A 14,237-nucleotide genomic window follows, 5' to 3' on the forward strand; every position below is an offset into this window, starting at 1 on the left:
CTAGTCGGAGCCCGGCTCGGCGGATGGATCGCGCCACGATGGCCTTTCCGATCCTGCAAGCTTGGCAATGGCTTCAAGCCTGCGCGACTGGCGTATCTCCATCGTGATCCGCAGCAGCGGGCATTCGCCCGTCAGCATGGCACCGGGCGTATGGTCGAAGAAATGGCGCATTTCCCGCGTCATGTGGGATTGGTCGAAGTAGCGCAGTCGTAGCTCCGATTCCTCGGTAGCATCGGCAACTCCGAGCAGCGCTGCAGCCATATCGAGCGCGCGGGCCCGGCGAAGGGCGAATTTCGGGGTCACCCCCCAGTTTCGCGAGATGGTCCGCTCAAGCGTCCGCGGTGTGACTTCGTGGTCGCATGCAAAGTCCGAAAGGCTGGCCGTGGGGTTGGTCAGCGTCAGCCGCTCGAATTCGTCCAGCAGGTCATGTGGCCTGTCCGGAGCTGCTGCTTGCAAGGAATCGCGCAATGCGGCCTCGCTCGCGTCGAGCCAGGCATGTGGATCGTCTTGCGGGTGGTGCCCAGGGGAAACTTTCTGGAGGCCGCTGAGAGGGTCAAAGGGAAGAATGCGGTCGAGAGTATCGCGCGGGTCCGGCAGTCCGAAATTCGTCGCGAATGCCGAGGTGCAATTGATCGAGACGACGCGAAACGAGCCGTCGACCCTCAGGTTCATCGCCTTCGTTTCGGGTCCGAAATAGAGCGCGAGGCCTTTATCGCCGGGTTCGTATTCCATCTTCCCGTCACCAGTCCATGCCGTCCACTTGGCGCCGTAGATCATCCGGATCACGGGGTGCTCGCACAGCGACATGCATTCGATCGACGCGCCCTCAGGCATATCGACCGACGTAACACCGATCCGCATGATCCAGTCGCCCAGATCCTCGCCGGGTGCGCGATTCAAGGCAAGCGGCATGCCCTGCCGCGTGGATCCAGTGTGTGACTGAATCGACGGCACGTCCGCATCGGCCTTACCGGTGGCCGGCATCTCCTGATCGTCTTTCGACGCCGTCACGATTTTCCCCTTCAGTACGACCCGAAGGCGGAGGCGCGATCAAGCAAGCTTGACCGCGGACCACAAGACAGCAAATGCAGGCGCATGCCAACAAGTTCCGACCTTACATTCGCCAACCGCCTCGCCGATGCGGCTGGCGAGGCCATTCGTCCCCTGTTTCGCGGCAACTGGGAACAGGAGAAGAAATCCGACTCCAGCTTCGTCACCGAAGCCGACCGCGCTGCGGAGGCCGCGATGCGCGCCCTGATCGAGGCCGAGTATCCAGCCGACGGCATCGTCGGAGAGGAATACGGCACGCGCAACGAAGGGGCGGGGCGGCAGTGGGTGCTCGATCCGATCGACGGTACGACCAGTTTCATCGCCGGCAGGCCGATTTTCGGAACCCTCATCGCGCTGTTGCAGGACGGCTTTCCGGTTCTGGGCATTATCGACCAGCCGATCGGGCGCGAACGCTGGGCCGGGTTCTCCGGTAAAGAGACGACTTTCAACGGCAAGCCCGTCCGTTCCGCGCCGTGTCGTTCGTTGTCGGATGCGGTCCTTGCCACCACCACGCCGCACCAGTTCAACGATCACGAGGCCGATCACTTCATGGGCCTCGCCAAGGCGGTAGCGGAGCGCAAGATCATCTACGGCGGCGATTGCTACAATTACGGGCTCGTTGCGAGCGGCCATGTCGACATCGTTTGCGAAGCGGGCCTCAAGCTCCATGATTTCGCGGCGCTGGCCCCGGTCGTGGAGGGGGCCGGAGGCTTGATGTGCGACTGGAGCGGTGGCCCGCTGCATTCCGGTAGCGACGGGAATGTGCTGGCTATCGGTGATGCCGCGCGGCTCGAAGACGTGCTGGAAGCGATGGATCTCGCGCTTTGACGTGTGTTCCGGGAACGAGCGCCTGACATGGATACCGCCGTTTCTCTCGAGGGCCGCGCTGCCCTCGTAACCGGCGCTTCGAGAGGGCTTGGTTTCGCAATCGCCCAACGCCTCGCAGGACGAGGAGCGCAGGTCTGGCTAAATGGCCGTGACGCGTCGGCGCTCGAAGATGCCCGGTCGAGGATTGCCGGCGATTGCCGCATACTGCCCTTCGACATCTGCGATGACGATGCGACGCAGGCAGCTATCGACAGCATGGCAGCCGTCAGCGGGATCGACATCCTCGTAAACAATGTAGGTCAACGGGACCGGCGCGACCTGCACGAGGTAGACCGATCCGATATGGTGCGCATGCTCGACGTCAATCTCGTCGCGCCTTTCGATCTTGCGCGCAGAGCGGCACGGCATATGACGCGCAAGGGCCATGGCCGCATCGTCAATATCACTTCGATTGCGGCGCAAATCGCCCGGGGGGACGTCCTCTACACGGCCAGCAAGGGCGGACTCGATGCCCTCACCCGCGCGCTCGCTGCCGAACTCGGGCCTGCCGGGATCACGGTCAACTCGGTCGCTCCCGGCTATTTTGCCACCGAAGCGAACAGCGACATGGTCGTCGACGCCGATACCGCCGCCCACCTTGCGCGTCGGACTTCACTCGGACGGTGGGGGCAACCAGACGAAATCGCGGGGGCAGTGGCGTTCCTTGCATCGGATGAGGCAAGCTACATCACCGGGCAGACGTTAGCGGTCGACGGCGGATACCTCAGCCACTTCTGACTTGCATTCGCGGGCAGAATCGCTATCTCGCGCGCCTTCACCGACACGTGATTCATGTGCCGGCCTGGCGACAAGGGCTGCCAGGGCTGGTTCGACGTGTCTCTGCAAAGGAGATGAAAATGCCCAAGCTGAAGACCAAAAGCGGTGTGAAGAAACGCTTCAAGATCACCGCCACCGGCAAGGTCAAGCATGGTGTCGCCGGAAAGCGCCACCGTCTGTCCAGTCACAATGCGAAGTATATCCGCCAGAACCGCGGCACGTCTGTCCTGTCCGAAGCGGACTGGAAAGCAGTGAAGAGTTGGGCGCCGTACGGCCTCGACTGATCGCGAAATAAGGAGAAACTGATATGCCTCGCATTAAACGCGGCGTTACCACGCGCCAGAAGCACAAGCGGCTCCTAGACCAGGCCAAGGGCTATCGCGGTCGCCGCAAGAACACCATCCGCGTCGCGCGCCAGGCCGTCGAAAAGGCCGGCCAGTACGCATACCGCGACCGCAAGGTTAAGAAGCGCAACTTCCGCGCTCTCTGGATCCAGCGCATCAATGCTGCGGTTCGCGCAGAAGGTCTGACCTATTCGCAGTTCATGCACGGCACCAAGCTTGCCGGCATCGAGCTCGACCGGAAGGTCATGGCCGATCTCGCCATGAACGAAGCTGCGGCTTTCAAGGCGATTATCGACCAGGCGAAGAAGGCTCTTCCGGCCTAAACGGCTCGAAGCTTCAAGCTCGAAATCAGGCAAGGGCGTCTCCTTTTGGGAGGCGCCCTTTCTTTTTGTGCCAACGGATTTGCGAAATCGGCTACGTCCGATATCCTACCTCCCATGGTCCAGGACCAGCAGCCAGAGACGGATTTCGATCTTTCGGTGCGCTTCTTCCCGCCGCCCGAAGACCTCGCCCCCTGCCTGACGACGATCTATCTTCTCGAAACAAGGATCGGTGGCGGTGCGAAAGTGACTGATTACCTGCAGCCGGAGTGGGGTAATCTACGGTTCTTCTGCGACAACGCTCCCTATGCTCGCGTAGTGGACCCCGAAGCGTCCGAGCCGTCTTATGTGGATGGCGCGCTGTTCCAGGCGACCGGCCCCAGTTCCAAGCCAGTCTACTTCGAAATGGGCGAAACGAGGATGTGGGGTATCGGGCTCAAACCGCTTGGCTGGGCACAACTGATCGCCCGTCCGGCCAACGAGTCTGCAAACATTATCACCGACGGAAAGAATCACCCGACTTTCCGTCATTTGGCTGGCCTGTGCGATCTGCTGTGCCAGCCGTCAGAGGATAATGAGGCCCAATATGCGAAACTGGTAGAGGCCTTGCGCCAGCAGTTGAAACCGACTCGTGACGAGGCAAGGATCATTGCAATCCATGAAGCGATGGTGGATCCCTATCTGACCAGTATCGATGATTTCGCCGATGCGGCAGCAATGCACAAGCGCACCCTGGAGCGGCTTTGCAACCGGCACTTCGGCTTCTCGCCGCGGTTCCTCTTGCGACGACAGCGGATGATGCGCAGCCTTGCCGCATTCATGCTTTCGGAAGGCGAAAGCTGGTCGCGAACAATTGATCGGCACTACCATGACCAGCCCCATTTCGTGCGCGAGTTTCACGAATTCATGGGCATGAGCCCGACAGAGTATGTGACAATGGACCATCCCATACTCGACGCCTTCATGACCGAACGCCAGCGTATCTGGGGCTCTCCTGTCCAGACGCTCGACAAGCCACGACAGGATCTCGACAGCGGAAGGCCGCGTTGATGGAACCTGCGAGTGCGGCGCTCGCGGTCGAGCTGGAATTCTTCCTGCCGCCTGAACAGCTGAGGCCGTTCATCACCACGGTCTATCGCTTCGATGTGGTCGAAAATAAGCTAGGTGGGGCCGCCGATCCCATACGGGACTGGCTGCACCCGGAATGGTTCAACCTGCGCATCGTGCTGGAAGGGAACCTGTCCGCCAGTATCGGACCGGGCAAACCGGAGGCGGTGCCGCGGCTGGTGATGACTGGCCCCACCAGCCATGCTGCCGAATTTGTCGCTCCGCCGTGCCGGACGTGGGGAGTGGGCATTCTTCCGGCCGGCTGGGCGCGGTTGGTCGGTAAGAGTGCAGCCGATTACGCGGACCGGATGTGCGACGTGGAAGCCGACCCGGACCTGATGCAATTGTCGCCGCTCACTGGAATATCGCGGAGCAACAGCATCGTCGCCCAGAATGAAGCCATTTTCACGCTTCTGGCGAAATTGCTGGCCAAACCAGCCAAGAGGGAGGCGGAAATCGTCGAGGCGCAGCGTGCCTTGCTCGACCCGAATTGCGCAACCGTTGCCGACTTGGCAGAGAAACTCGCGATGACCACTCGCACGCTGGAGCGGTTCTCGCTCGATGTTTTCGGTTTTGCGCCGCAACTCCTCATCCGTCGCCAACGCTTTTTGCGCAGCCTTGCGCAATTCATGCTGGACCCGTCGATGCACTGGATCGAGGCGCTCGATCCGCAGTATTACGACCAGGCGCAGTTCACGCGCGATTTCAAACGTTTCATGGGTATGGGTCCTCGCGAATATGCGAAACTGCCTCACCCGGTCCTCGGTGCTGCGGCCAAGGCGCGCCAAGCCGTGGCAGGCGAAGCGGTCCAGGTACTCCATCGACCTGCCAAGCCTCCAGGCTGAAGCCGAAACCCGTATCTCGGGCCCCAACGTGCATCGGCATTGAAACTGGGCTTTAGCATTGGCGCCTATGCCGCTAGAGGCGTCCCCCTACAGGATTCCCGAGGATTAGATGACCGATCTGGCTACAATGCGTGAGAGCGCGCTGACGCGCATCGACGAGGCACAGGATGCCACCGTTCTGGAGAACTTGCGTGTCGAACTGCTCGGCAAGCAGGGTTCGATCTCCGGACTGATGAAAACGCTGGGCAAGATGAGCCCGGAAGAACGCCAGACCGAAGCCCCCAAGATTCAGGGCCTGCGCAGCGATGTCGCCGATGCGATCGCCGCCAAGAAAGAGGCACTGGATAATGCCGAGCTGGAGCGTCGCCTCGCATCCGAAACGCTCGACCTGACCCTGCCCGAACCGCACGCGCCGAAAGGCAGCGTCCACCCGGTCAGCCAGGTGATGGACGAGCTGGCCGAAATTTTCGCCGACCTCGGATTCTCGGTCGCCACCGGTCCCGAAATCGAAGACGACTGGCACAATTTCACCGCGCTCAACATGGCCGAAACGCACCCCGCGCGCGCCATGCACGACACTTTCTATTTCCCTGACCACGACGCCGACGGGAACCGCATGCTGCTGCGTACGCATACCTCGCCGGTGCAGATCCGCAGCATGATGAAGCAGGGCGCGCCGATCCGCATCATTGCGCCGGGCCGTGTCTATCGCAGCGACAGCGACGCGACGCACACACCGATGTTCCACCAGGTCGAAGGTCTGGTGATCGACAAGGACATCAATCTCGGCCACCTGAAATGGACGCTCGAGACTTTCCTAAAAGCTTTCTTCGAGCGCGACGACATCGTGCTGCGCCTGCGCCCTTCTTACTTCCCCTTCACCGAACCTTCGGTCGAGGTCGATGTGGGCTGGCAGGACGTGAACGGCCGCCGCGTGCTCGGCGGGGACGGCGATGCGCCGGGCCATGGCTGGATGGAATTGCTCGGCAGCGGCATGGTCAATGCCCGCGTGATCGAATTCGCCGGGCTCGACCCCAAGGAATGGCAGGGCTTTGCATTCGGCGTGGGTGTCGACCGCCTCGCCATGCTCAAATACGGGATGGATGATTTGCGCGCATTCTTCGACGGCGACCAGCGCTGGCTCGACCACTACGGCTTCTCGCCTTTCGACCAGCCGACCCTTTCCGCAGGTGTGGGAGCAGGCGCATGAAGTTCTCGCTCGAATGGCTGAAGCACTTCCTCGACACCGATGCCTCGGTGGCGGACATCGCGGCTGCGCTCAATCGCATCGGCCACGAGGTCGAAGGGATCGAGGATCCGGCTGACAAGCTCACCGGCTTCCGCGTGGCCAAGGTGCTCACGGCGAACCCGCACCCCGATGCCGACAAGCTGCAGGTCCTCACTGTCGATACCGGTGAAGGCGATCCGCTGCAGGTCGTATGCGGTGCGCCCAATGCGCGCGCGGGGATGAAGGGCGTGCTCGGCCTTCCCGGCGCGGTGGTTCCGGCCAATGGAATGGAGCTGCGCAAGAGCGCGATCCGCGGCGTCGAGAGCAACGGCATGATGTGCTCGGTGCGCGAGCTCGAACTGGGCGAGGAGCATGACGGCATCATCGAATTGCCCGAGGATGCACTGGTTGGACAGAACTTCGCCGAATATCACGATGCCTCACCGGTCTTTGACGTGGCGATCACCCCCAACCGGCCCGATTGCATGGGCGTGATGGGCATTGCGCGCGATCTCGCGGCGGCGGGCCTCGGGACCTTCAAGCCGGTTGAAGTGCCGAGTATCGAAGGCGAGGGCGCCTGCCCGGTCGAAATCCGCACCGACGATGCCGAAGGCTGTCCGGCGTTCTACGGCCGCGTCATTCGCGGGGTCGACAACAGCAAGCCGTCGCCCGACTGGATGCAGCGCCGCCTGATCGCGGCGGGTCAGCGCCCGATCTCCGCACTGGTCGATTGCACCAATTACTTGATGCTCGCCTGCGGTCGTCCGGCACATGTCTATGACCTTGCCAAGCTTTCGGGTGCAGTAATCGCTCGCCGCGCGTCGAACGGCGAGACGATGGAGGCGCTGAACGAGAAGACCTACACGCTCGACGACACGATGACCGTGATCGCCGACGATGCGGGCGTGCACGATATCGCCGGCATCATGGGCGGCGAACATTCGGGCGCGACCGAGGCGACGACCGACGTCCTGCTCGAGATCGCCTATTTCGATCCCGAACGCATCGGCGTGACGGGCCGCAAGCTCGGCCTCGCCTCGGACGCGCGCACGCGCTTCGAACGCGGTGTCGATCCGGCCTTCCTCGACGATGGCCTCACGCTGCTGACCGACCTTATCCTCAAGACCTGCGGCGGCACACCGACCGACGTTGTTCGCGCAGGCGAACCTCCGGCCAAGCCAAGAATGGTGGAGTTTGACCCTTCCCTTACGCGGCGTCTCGGCGGTGTCGATGTGGATGAGTATGAGCAGTCGCGCATCCTTGATCGCCTCGGGTTCCGCAATCGCAAGGTCATCGATAGCAATCTGCGGGAGGTCGCTATACCCCCGCGTCGCCACGATATCGAAGGCCCCGCCGATCTCGTCGAGGAAGTTGTCCGCATCCACGGCATCGACAATGTGGAGAGCGTGGCCCTTCCGCGCCGCCCCGGCGTCGCGCTGCCGACCGCCACTCCGCTCCAGCAGGCCGAGCGCAAGCTGCGCCGTGCCGCCGCTGCGCGGGGATTGAACGAGGCAATCACCTGGTCCTTCCTGCCCACGGCAGACGCCGAACATTTCGCCGACGGGGCTGAGCTCTGGGTGCTCGAAAATCCGATCAGCGAGGACATGAAGGCCATGCGCCCCTCGCTTATTCCGGGCCTGCTTTCGGCAGCCAAGCGCAATGCCGATCGCGGATCGGACGGTGCGCGCCTGTTCGAAATCGGCCGCCGCTATTTCCGTGGGCAGAACGGCGCGAGTGACGAAAAGCCGACGCTCGGCGTCGTGCTTTCCGGAGAAAAGACCGCTCGCGGCTGGTCCAATGGCAAGGGCGCCAAGTTCGATGCCTATGACGCCAAGGCAGAGGCCATGGCGCTGCTCGAAGCAGCCGGTGCCCCGGTCGGTAATCTCATGGTGATGGGCGAGGCTGGCGAGCAGTTCCACCCCGGCCAGTCCGCCACCTTGCGTCTCGGCCCGAAGAATGTGCTCGCCCGTTTCGGTGCGCTTCATCCCAACACGCTCAAGGCTTTCGACATCGATGGACCGGTCGTTGCAGTCGAGATCTTCCTCGACGCGATCCCGGCGAAGAAAGGCGGAGGCGGATTTGCGCGCGCGACCTATGCGCCACCGGCGTTGCAGGATGTGACGCGCGACTTCGCATTCCTCGTCCCGGCGGAGCTGCCTGCTGGCGAACTGGTGAAGGCAGTGCGCGGAGCCGACAAGAAGTCGATCGTCGGCGCTCGCGTCTTCGATGTCTTCGCCGGCCAGGGAGTGCCCGAGGGACACAAGTCGGTCGCGGTTGAAGTCGTGCTGCGCCCCGGCGAGAAGACTTTCACCGACGAAGAGATCAAGGCGATCTCGGACAGGATCGTCGCAAATGCGGCCAAGCAGGGTGCGGAGCTGCGCGGATGAAGACTGCCCTCGTCACTGGCGCAACTTCGGGGATCGGCGAGGCGACGGTTCGCGCACTGGTCGCGAGCGGCTGGCGCTGTGTGGCGACGGGGCGGCGCAAGGAGCGGCTGGACGCACTGGTCGCGGATCTGGGTGCGGATAAGGTCCATGCGGCCAGCTTCGACGTCCGCGACGAAGCGGCGCGCGATGCGGCGCTGGGAAGCTTGCCGGATGCGTTTTCGGATATCGACCTGCTGGTGAACAACGCCGGCCTCGCGCTTGGCACGGCACCTGCGCAGGAGGCCGATCTCGACCATTGGAAGACGATGATCGAGACCAATGTCACGGCTCTGGCTTCGATCACGCACAAGCTCTTGCCTGCGCTGATCGAGCGCAAGGGAGCGATCATCAATATCTCCAGCGTGGCGGCCCATTATCCCTATCCGGGCGGCAATGCCTACGGCGGGACGAAGGCCTTCGTGCGCCAGTTCAGCCTCGGCTTGCGCGCCGACCTGCATGGAACGGGCGTGCGCGTGTGCTCGATCGAGCCGGGCATGGTGGAAACCGAATTCACTCTCGTGCGCACTGGCGGCAATGAGGAAGCGCACGAGACGCTTTACGGCGGCGCCGATCCGATGACCGCAGACGATATCGCCGAGACCGTGCGCTGGGTCGCCGAGCTACCGCCGCACCTCAACATCAATACGCTGGAGTTGATGCCGGTCAGCCAGAGTTTCGGCGGCTTCCGGGTCGCCCGCGGCGAGGGCTGACGCCGTCCCTCAGTTGCCCCAGCCGTCGCCTGTGCCGGACGCGCTGTCGCCCCAGTCGCTGCCGTAATTCTGCTCGAAGTCGAGCTGCTGCTCGTATTTGGCCATATCCGACGCGGCCTTGTTAGCCTGTTCGAACTGAGCGCGCATTTCCGGGTTCATTTCCATTGCTGCCTGCGCATTCGGGTTACCGAGCGTCATGTCGAACGGGCGGCCTTCGATCGCCGCGACCACGTGCTCGCGGGCGACGACGTGCATCAGGTTCATTGCGTAATTCGCCATCGGGTCCTTAGCCACGGCTTCGTCCAGCCTTTCCTTCACGCCTTCCGGGATCGCGATCTCGGTAGCGACGCGCGAGCCAGTTCCATCGGGCGTCACGGTGGTGACGAAGTGCATCATCTCGCGGCCACCTTCTCCAAGAAGGGTCGTAATGACCGTATCAGGTGCCGGCTGGGTGACGCGGCTGCGCTTGATCTGCTTGCCGAGCACATGTGTAGGAAGGTGCGCACTCTTGATAGCATGCGTCACCTGTTCAGGCGTTTTCTCGTAATATTCGCCGGAATTCCCGCACGATGCCAAGAAAATAGCGCCAAATATAGTCATTATGCTGCGTACTATAGACATGATGCCCCCCAATTCGTGGCCTCAACCTAAATAGCGAGTGTTTCCATTCGCTTAAGGCGACAGGGCCTGTCCAACACGCTTAGCGGTGGACGTGGGGGCGCTGTCGGTCTAGCGCGCGGCGCATGGCGCAAGCGAATTCCGATACCACCCAGTCCCGCCGCACCTTCGCGATCATTTCGCATCCCGACGCGGGTAAGACGACGCTGACCGAGAAGCTGCTGCTGACCGGCGGCGCGATCCACCTTGCAGGCGAAGTGAAAGCGCGCGGCGCTGCCCGTCGTGCGCGTTCGGACTGGATGAAGATCGAACAGCAGCGCGGGATCTCGGTGACCAGCTCTGTCATGACCTTCGAGCGCGACGGCATTACCTTCAACCTGCTCGACACGCCGGGGCACGAAGACTTCTCCGAAGACACCTATCGCACGCTGACCGCCGTCGATTCCGCCATCATGGTGATCGACGCCGCGAAGGGTATCGAGCCGCAGACGCGCAAGCTGTTCGAAGTCTGCCGCCTGCGCAGCGTGCCCATCATTACTTTCGTCAACAAGGTCGACCGCGAAGGCCGGCCGGTATTCGAACTGCTCGACGAGATCGCCGACATGCTGGCGCTCGACGTCAGCCCGCAGGCCTATCCGGTGGGCATGGGCGGCCAGTTCGAAGGCATCCTCGATTTCGAAACCGGCGAAGTCGCGCGACCCGAAGGTCCGTCCAAGGAATTCAAGGGCAAGCGGGATGCCAATCCCGAGCTTCCCGAGATGTTCGCCGAAGACATCGAACTGGCGCAGATCGGCTATCCCGAATTCGATCTGGAGGCCTATCGCAATGGAGACCTCACCCCGGTCTATTTCGGATCGGCCCTGAAGAATTTCGGCGTCACCGAACTGATCGAGGCGATCGCGAAATACGCCCCGCCGCCGCGCCCCCAGCCGGCTGGCGACGAACAGATCAGCCCTGATCGTGACGAAGTTACCGGCTTCATCTTCAAGGTCCAGGCAAACATGGACCCCAACCACCGCGACCGCATCGCCTTCATGCGGCAGGTCTCGGGCACCTTCAAACGCGGCATGAAGCTGACGCCGTCGGGTCTCGGCAAGCCGATCTCTATCCATTCGCCCATCCTGTTTTTCGCACAGGATCGCGAAGTGGCCGACAGCGCCGAGCCGGGCGACATCATCGGCATCCCCAACCACGGCACGCTGCGCGTCGGCGACACGCTGTCGGAAAAGAACGACATCCGGTTCACCGGCCTGCCGAACTTCGCCCCGGAAATCCTGCGCCGCGTCCAGCTGAAGGATCCGACCAAGACCAAGCAATTGCGCAAGGCGCTGGACGATCTGTCGGAAGAGGGCGTGATCCAGGTCTTCTATCCCGAGCTTGGCGCGCAGCACATCGTGGGCGTGGTCGGCCAGCTCCAGCTCGAGGTGCTGATCAGCCGCCTTTCGGCCGAATACAAGGTCGAGGCGGGCCTCGAAGCCTCGCCCTTCGCGACCGCGCGCTGGCTCAAGGGCGACGAGAAGGCGCTCGACGAATTCGAGAAATACAATCGCGCCAACCTCGCGCGCGACCGCGACGGCGACATGGTCTTCATGGCGAAGAGCCCGTGGGACGTTTCTTACCAGCAGGAAAAGAACCCCGACCTGACCTTCTCGGCCACCAAGGAGCGGTAGGCTTGCGAGCGGCGCTGCTTCGCGGCATGGGAACGCCATGACGCTTACCGGCCCGACCTCCCAGACCTTCATTTCCCAACGCCTGCGCCTCAATTACCTCGATTGGGGCAACCGCGGAAAGCCGCCACTCGTACTGGTTCACGGCGGGCGCGACCATGCGCGCAGCTGGGACTGGGTGGCCGAAGAATTGCGTGACGACTGGCATGTCGTGGCGATGGATCACCGCGGCCACGGCGACAGCGACTGGGTTTCGGACGGCAATTATCAAGTCAACGACATGGTCTATGACCTTGCGCAGCTGGTCCACCAGCTGGGCGTCGGTCCGGTCACCATCGTCAGCCATTCGATGGGCGGCAATGTTTCGCTGCGCTATGCGGGTACGTTCCCCGAGATGGTCAGCAAGATCGTCGCCATCGAGGGCCTCGGCCCCAGCCCGAAACGGCAGGCCGAAATGCGCGAGGATCCTTATCCCGTCCGCATGAAGGAATGGATCGAGAAGAAGCGCGGTGCATCGGGCCGCATGCCGCGCAAGTACGACAGCATCGAATCCGCCTTTGCGCGCATGATCGAGGAAAACAGCTACCTGACGGAAGAGCAGGCGCGGCACCTCACCATCCATGGCGTGAATCGCAACGAGGATGGGACCTACAGCTGGAAATTCGATCCGCACCTCAACGTCTGGGCGGTCGAGGACATCGCCGATGAGTTCCTCCACCAGACATGGGCTGCGATCACTGCGCCCACCCTCCTGCTCTATGGGGCGGACAGCTGGGCCTCCAATCCCGAAGGAGACGGCAGGCTAGATCATTTCGACAATGCCAAGGTGGTCGAGTTCGAAAAGGCCGGACACTGGCTCCATCATGACCAGTTCGACCGGTTCATGAAGACGATCAGGGATTTCCTCTAATGGCAGAATTCTTCGACGCGCTGGATGACAAGCATATCGCGATGATCGGCAAGCAGCCGGTCTTCTTTGTCGCAACAGCCGCCGAAGATGCCCGCATCAATCTCAGCCCGAAGGGCTATGATGCATTTCGCGTTCTCGGGCCGGACCGGGTCGCCTATCTGGACCTTGCCGGATCGGGCAATGAAACCCACGCGCATCTTTCGCGCGACGGGCGCATCACGCTGATGTTCTGCAATTTCGACCGGCCGGCGTTGATCCTGCGCATTTACGGGACCGGGCGCGCGGTGCTGCCGCAGGACGCAGATTGGGCGGAACTGAGCGCACATTTCGACCTGCTGCCCGGGACGCGGCAGATTTTCGATATTACCGTCGAGAGCGTCCAGACCAGCTGCGGCTGGGGCGTGCCTTTTATGGAGTATCGCGACGATCGCGCGACCCTGCAGAAGGCGCACAAGCAGTCCGATCCCGAGCAATGGCTGGCCAAGCAGCAGGGCCGCGACAAGAGCATCGATGGCATACCGGTGCGCACGACCGACCGCTATATCGGGGGTGAATAGAGAGCGCGTGAAGCTCACTTTCGCCAGCTACAATATTCACAAGGCAGTCGGGCTGGACCGCAAGCGCGATCCCGAGCGCATCCTTTCCGTCATTCACGAAATCGATGCCGACGTAATCGCCCTTCAGGAAGTCGATCGCAGGATCGGCGACCGGGCGACGACCATTCCGCGCGCGGAACTCGACGATACCCACTGGCGGCTGGTCGAAGTGGCCAAGCGTCCGCGCAGTATCGGCTGGCATGGCAATGCGATCCTGGTCCGGCGGGACATGGACGTGCGCGCCGGGGAGGCGCTGGACCTGCCCACTCTCGAACCGCGCGGTGCGGCTTGCGGCGATCTCATGGTCGAGGGTCAGATGATGCGGGTTATCGGCACGCATCTCGACCTGTCCGGCCTGCGCCGACGCGACCAGATCCGCTCGCTGCTGGATTTCGTCGCGTCAGCCACCAAGCCGGTGCCGACGGTGATCATGGGTGATTTCAACCAATGGGGCCGCGCGACGGGAGCCATGCGCGAATTTGCCAGCGACTGGACCGTGGTGACACCCGGCAAGAGCTATCCGAGCCGCCAGCCGGTCGCCACGCTCGACCGGATCGTGGCGAGCCGGCATTGGTCCTGCCATTCTGCACACGTCCACCACACTGCGCTTTCCGCCATAGCCTCCGATCATTTGCCCGTCGTCGCAACGCTTGAGTTGATCGAAAAATAGGCAGCGGCCTAATTATTAGGCATCGATTGGTGAAATCACACTCGGATTAGCCCGAAAACACCCCCGATCCGTGTTTGGCACGCTTCGTGCTGCAGGTGCGAA

Annotated in this window: 15 protein-coding genes; 13 read left to right on the top strand and 2 right to left on the bottom strand. The window is 62.4% G+C overall.

The genetic code is table 11. The features are described from left to right. Positions 1–1,011, bottom strand: a complete 1,011-nt coding sequence (locus tag CVE41_RS08130; RefSeq protein WP_100260192.1) for a helix-turn-helix domain-containing protein — start codon at positions 1,009–1,011, stop codon at positions 1–3. A gap of 84 nt (positions 1,012–1,095) precedes the next feature. On the opposite strand from CVE41_RS08130, the gene hisN reads away from it, so the two are divergent. The 9 genes from hisN (at position 1,096) to CVE41_RS08175 (ending at position 9,674) form a co-directional block, all read left to right on the top strand. Further along, positions 1,096–1,878, top strand: a complete 783-nt coding sequence (hisN, locus tag CVE41_RS08135) for a histidinol-phosphatase (RefSeq protein WP_100260193.1) — start codon at positions 1,096–1,098, stop codon at positions 1,876–1,878. A gap of 27 nt (positions 1,879–1,905) precedes the next feature. Beyond that, positions 1,906–2,655 carry an SDR family oxidoreductase gene (locus tag CVE41_RS08140; protein ID WP_100260194.1) on the top strand — a complete coding sequence of 250 codons (750 nt, stop codon included), beginning with the start codon at positions 1,906–1,908 and terminating at the stop codon, positions 2,653–2,655. Between the two features lie 119 nt (positions 2,656–2,774). Then, positions 2,775–2,978: a 50S ribosomal protein L35 gene (gene rpmI, locus CVE41_RS08145; protein ID WP_100261444.1), complete on the top strand. Its 204-nt coding sequence runs from the start codon at positions 2,775–2,777 to the stop codon at positions 2,976–2,978. Positions 2,979–3,001: 23 nt separating this feature from the next. Further along, positions 3,002–3,361, top strand: coding sequence for a 50S ribosomal protein L20 (gene rplT, locus CVE41_RS08150; protein WP_100260195.1), 360 nt, complete (start codon positions 3,002–3,004; stop codon positions 3,359–3,361). 114 nt (positions 3,362–3,475) lie between these two features. After that, a complete protein-coding gene (locus CVE41_RS08155) occupies positions 3,476–4,408 on the top strand; it encodes a helix-turn-helix domain-containing protein (RefSeq protein WP_100260196.1) in 933 nt (310 codons plus the stop codon). Beyond that, a complete protein-coding gene (locus CVE41_RS08160; protein WP_232725608.1) occupies positions 4,408–5,310 on the top strand; it encodes a helix-turn-helix domain-containing protein in 903 nt (300 codons plus the stop codon). Before CVE41_RS08155 ends, CVE41_RS08160 begins: the two co-directional genes overlap by 1 nt. 109 nt (positions 5,311–5,419) lie before the next feature. Then, complete coding sequence (pheS, locus tag CVE41_RS08165) at positions 5,420–6,520, top strand: phenylalanine--tRNA ligase subunit alpha (protein WP_100260197.1); 1,101 nt, start codon at positions 5,420–5,422, stop codon at positions 6,518–6,520. After that, a complete protein-coding gene (gene pheT, locus CVE41_RS08170) occupies positions 6,517–8,925 on the top strand; it encodes a phenylalanine--tRNA ligase subunit beta (protein WP_100260198.1) in 2,409 nt (802 codons plus the stop codon). Before pheS ends, pheT begins: the two co-directional genes overlap by 4 nt. Next, complete coding sequence (locus tag CVE41_RS08175) at positions 8,922–9,674, top strand: SDR family NAD(P)-dependent oxidoreductase (protein WP_100260199.1); 753 nt, start codon at positions 8,922–8,924, stop codon at positions 9,672–9,674. The genes pheT and CVE41_RS08175 overlap by 4 nt, the downstream gene beginning before the upstream one ends. A gap of 9 nt (positions 9,675–9,683) precedes the next feature. Here the strand turns inward: CVE41_RS08175 and CVE41_RS08180 are convergent, their stop codons facing one another. Beyond that, complete coding sequence (locus CVE41_RS08180) at positions 9,684–10,274, bottom strand: hypothetical protein (protein ID WP_100260200.1); 591 nt, start codon at positions 10,272–10,274, stop codon at positions 9,684–9,686. Positions 10,275–10,417: 143 nt separating this feature from the next. Here CVE41_RS08180 and CVE41_RS08185 point away from each other — a divergent pair, with 143 nt between their 5' ends. The 4 genes from CVE41_RS08185 to CVE41_RS08200 are packed head-to-tail and all read left to right on the top strand — an operon-like array spanning position 10,418 to position 14,135. Next, the gene (locus tag CVE41_RS08185; protein ID WP_100260201.1) at positions 10,418–11,962 is read left to right on the top strand and encodes a peptide chain release factor 3; all 1,545 of its coding nucleotides are present in this window, start codon (positions 10,418–10,420) and stop codon (positions 11,960–11,962) included. Between the two features lie 37 nt (positions 11,963–11,999). Then, the gene (locus CVE41_RS08190) at positions 12,000–12,869 is read left to right on the top strand and encodes an alpha/beta fold hydrolase (protein ID WP_100260202.1); all 870 of its coding nucleotides are present in this window, start codon (positions 12,000–12,002) and stop codon (positions 12,867–12,869) included. Next, on the top strand, positions 12,869–13,426 hold the full coding sequence (locus CVE41_RS08195) for a pyridoxamine 5'-phosphate oxidase family protein (protein ID WP_100260203.1): 558 nt from the start codon (positions 12,869–12,871) through the stop codon (positions 13,424–13,426). The genes CVE41_RS08190 and CVE41_RS08195 overlap by 1 nt, the downstream gene beginning before the upstream one ends. Positions 13,427–13,433: 7 nt before the next feature. Next, positions 13,434–14,135 (top strand): endonuclease/exonuclease/phosphatase family protein, encoded by a 702-nt coding sequence (locus CVE41_RS08200; protein ID WP_100260204.1) that lies wholly within the window; start codon positions 13,434–13,436, stop codon positions 14,133–14,135. Positions 14,136–14,237: the final 102 nt, after the last annotated feature.

This window comes from Qipengyuania seohaensis, from assembly GCF_002795865.1.
In the GTDB taxonomy this organism is placed as follows: Bacteria; Pseudomonadota; Alphaproteobacteria; order Sphingomonadales; family Sphingomonadaceae; genus Qipengyuania; species Qipengyuania seohaensis.

Coding starts and splice junctions, on each gene's coding strand:
- CVE41_RS08175 (WP_100260199.1), top strand. CDS start 8,922: ATGAAGACTGCCCTCGTCACTGGCGCAACTTCGGGGATCGGCGAGGCG.
- hisN (WP_100260193.1), top strand. CDS start 1,096: ATGCCAACAAGTTCCGACCTTACATTCGCCAACCGCCTCGCCGATGCG.
- rpmI (WP_100261444.1), top strand. CDS start 2,775: ATGCCCAAGCTGAAGACCAAAAGCGGTGTGAAGAAACGCTTCAAGATC.
- CVE41_RS08155 (WP_100260196.1), top strand. CDS start 3,476: ATGGTCCAGGACCAGCAGCCAGAGACGGATTTCGATCTTTCGGTGCGC.
- CVE41_RS08185 (WP_100260201.1), top strand. CDS start 10,418: ATGGCGCAAGCGAATTCCGATACCACCCAGTCCCGCCGCACCTTCGCG.
- CVE41_RS08180 (WP_100260200.1), bottom strand. CDS start 10,274: ATGACTATATTTGGCGCTATTTTCTTGGCATCGTGCGGGAATTCCGGC.
- pheT (WP_100260198.1), top strand. CDS start 6,517: ATGAAGTTCTCGCTCGAATGGCTGAAGCACTTCCTCGACACCGATGCC.
- CVE41_RS08160 (WP_232725608.1), top strand. CDS start 4,408: ATGGAACCTGCGAGTGCGGCGCTCGCGGTCGAGCTGGAATTCTTCCTG.
- CVE41_RS08140 (WP_100260194.1), top strand. CDS start 1,906: ATGGATACCGCCGTTTCTCTCGAGGGCCGCGCTGCCCTCGTAACCGGC.
- CVE41_RS08195 (WP_100260203.1), top strand. CDS start 12,869: ATGGCAGAATTCTTCGACGCGCTGGATGACAAGCATATCGCGATGATC.
- rplT (WP_100260195.1), top strand. CDS start 3,002: ATGCCTCGCATTAAACGCGGCGTTACCACGCGCCAGAAGCACAAGCGG.
- pheS (WP_100260197.1), top strand. CDS start 5,420: ATGACCGATCTGGCTACAATGCGTGAGAGCGCGCTGACGCGCATCGAC.
- CVE41_RS08190 (WP_100260202.1), top strand. CDS start 12,000: ATGACGCTTACCGGCCCGACCTCCCAGACCTTCATTTCCCAACGCCTG.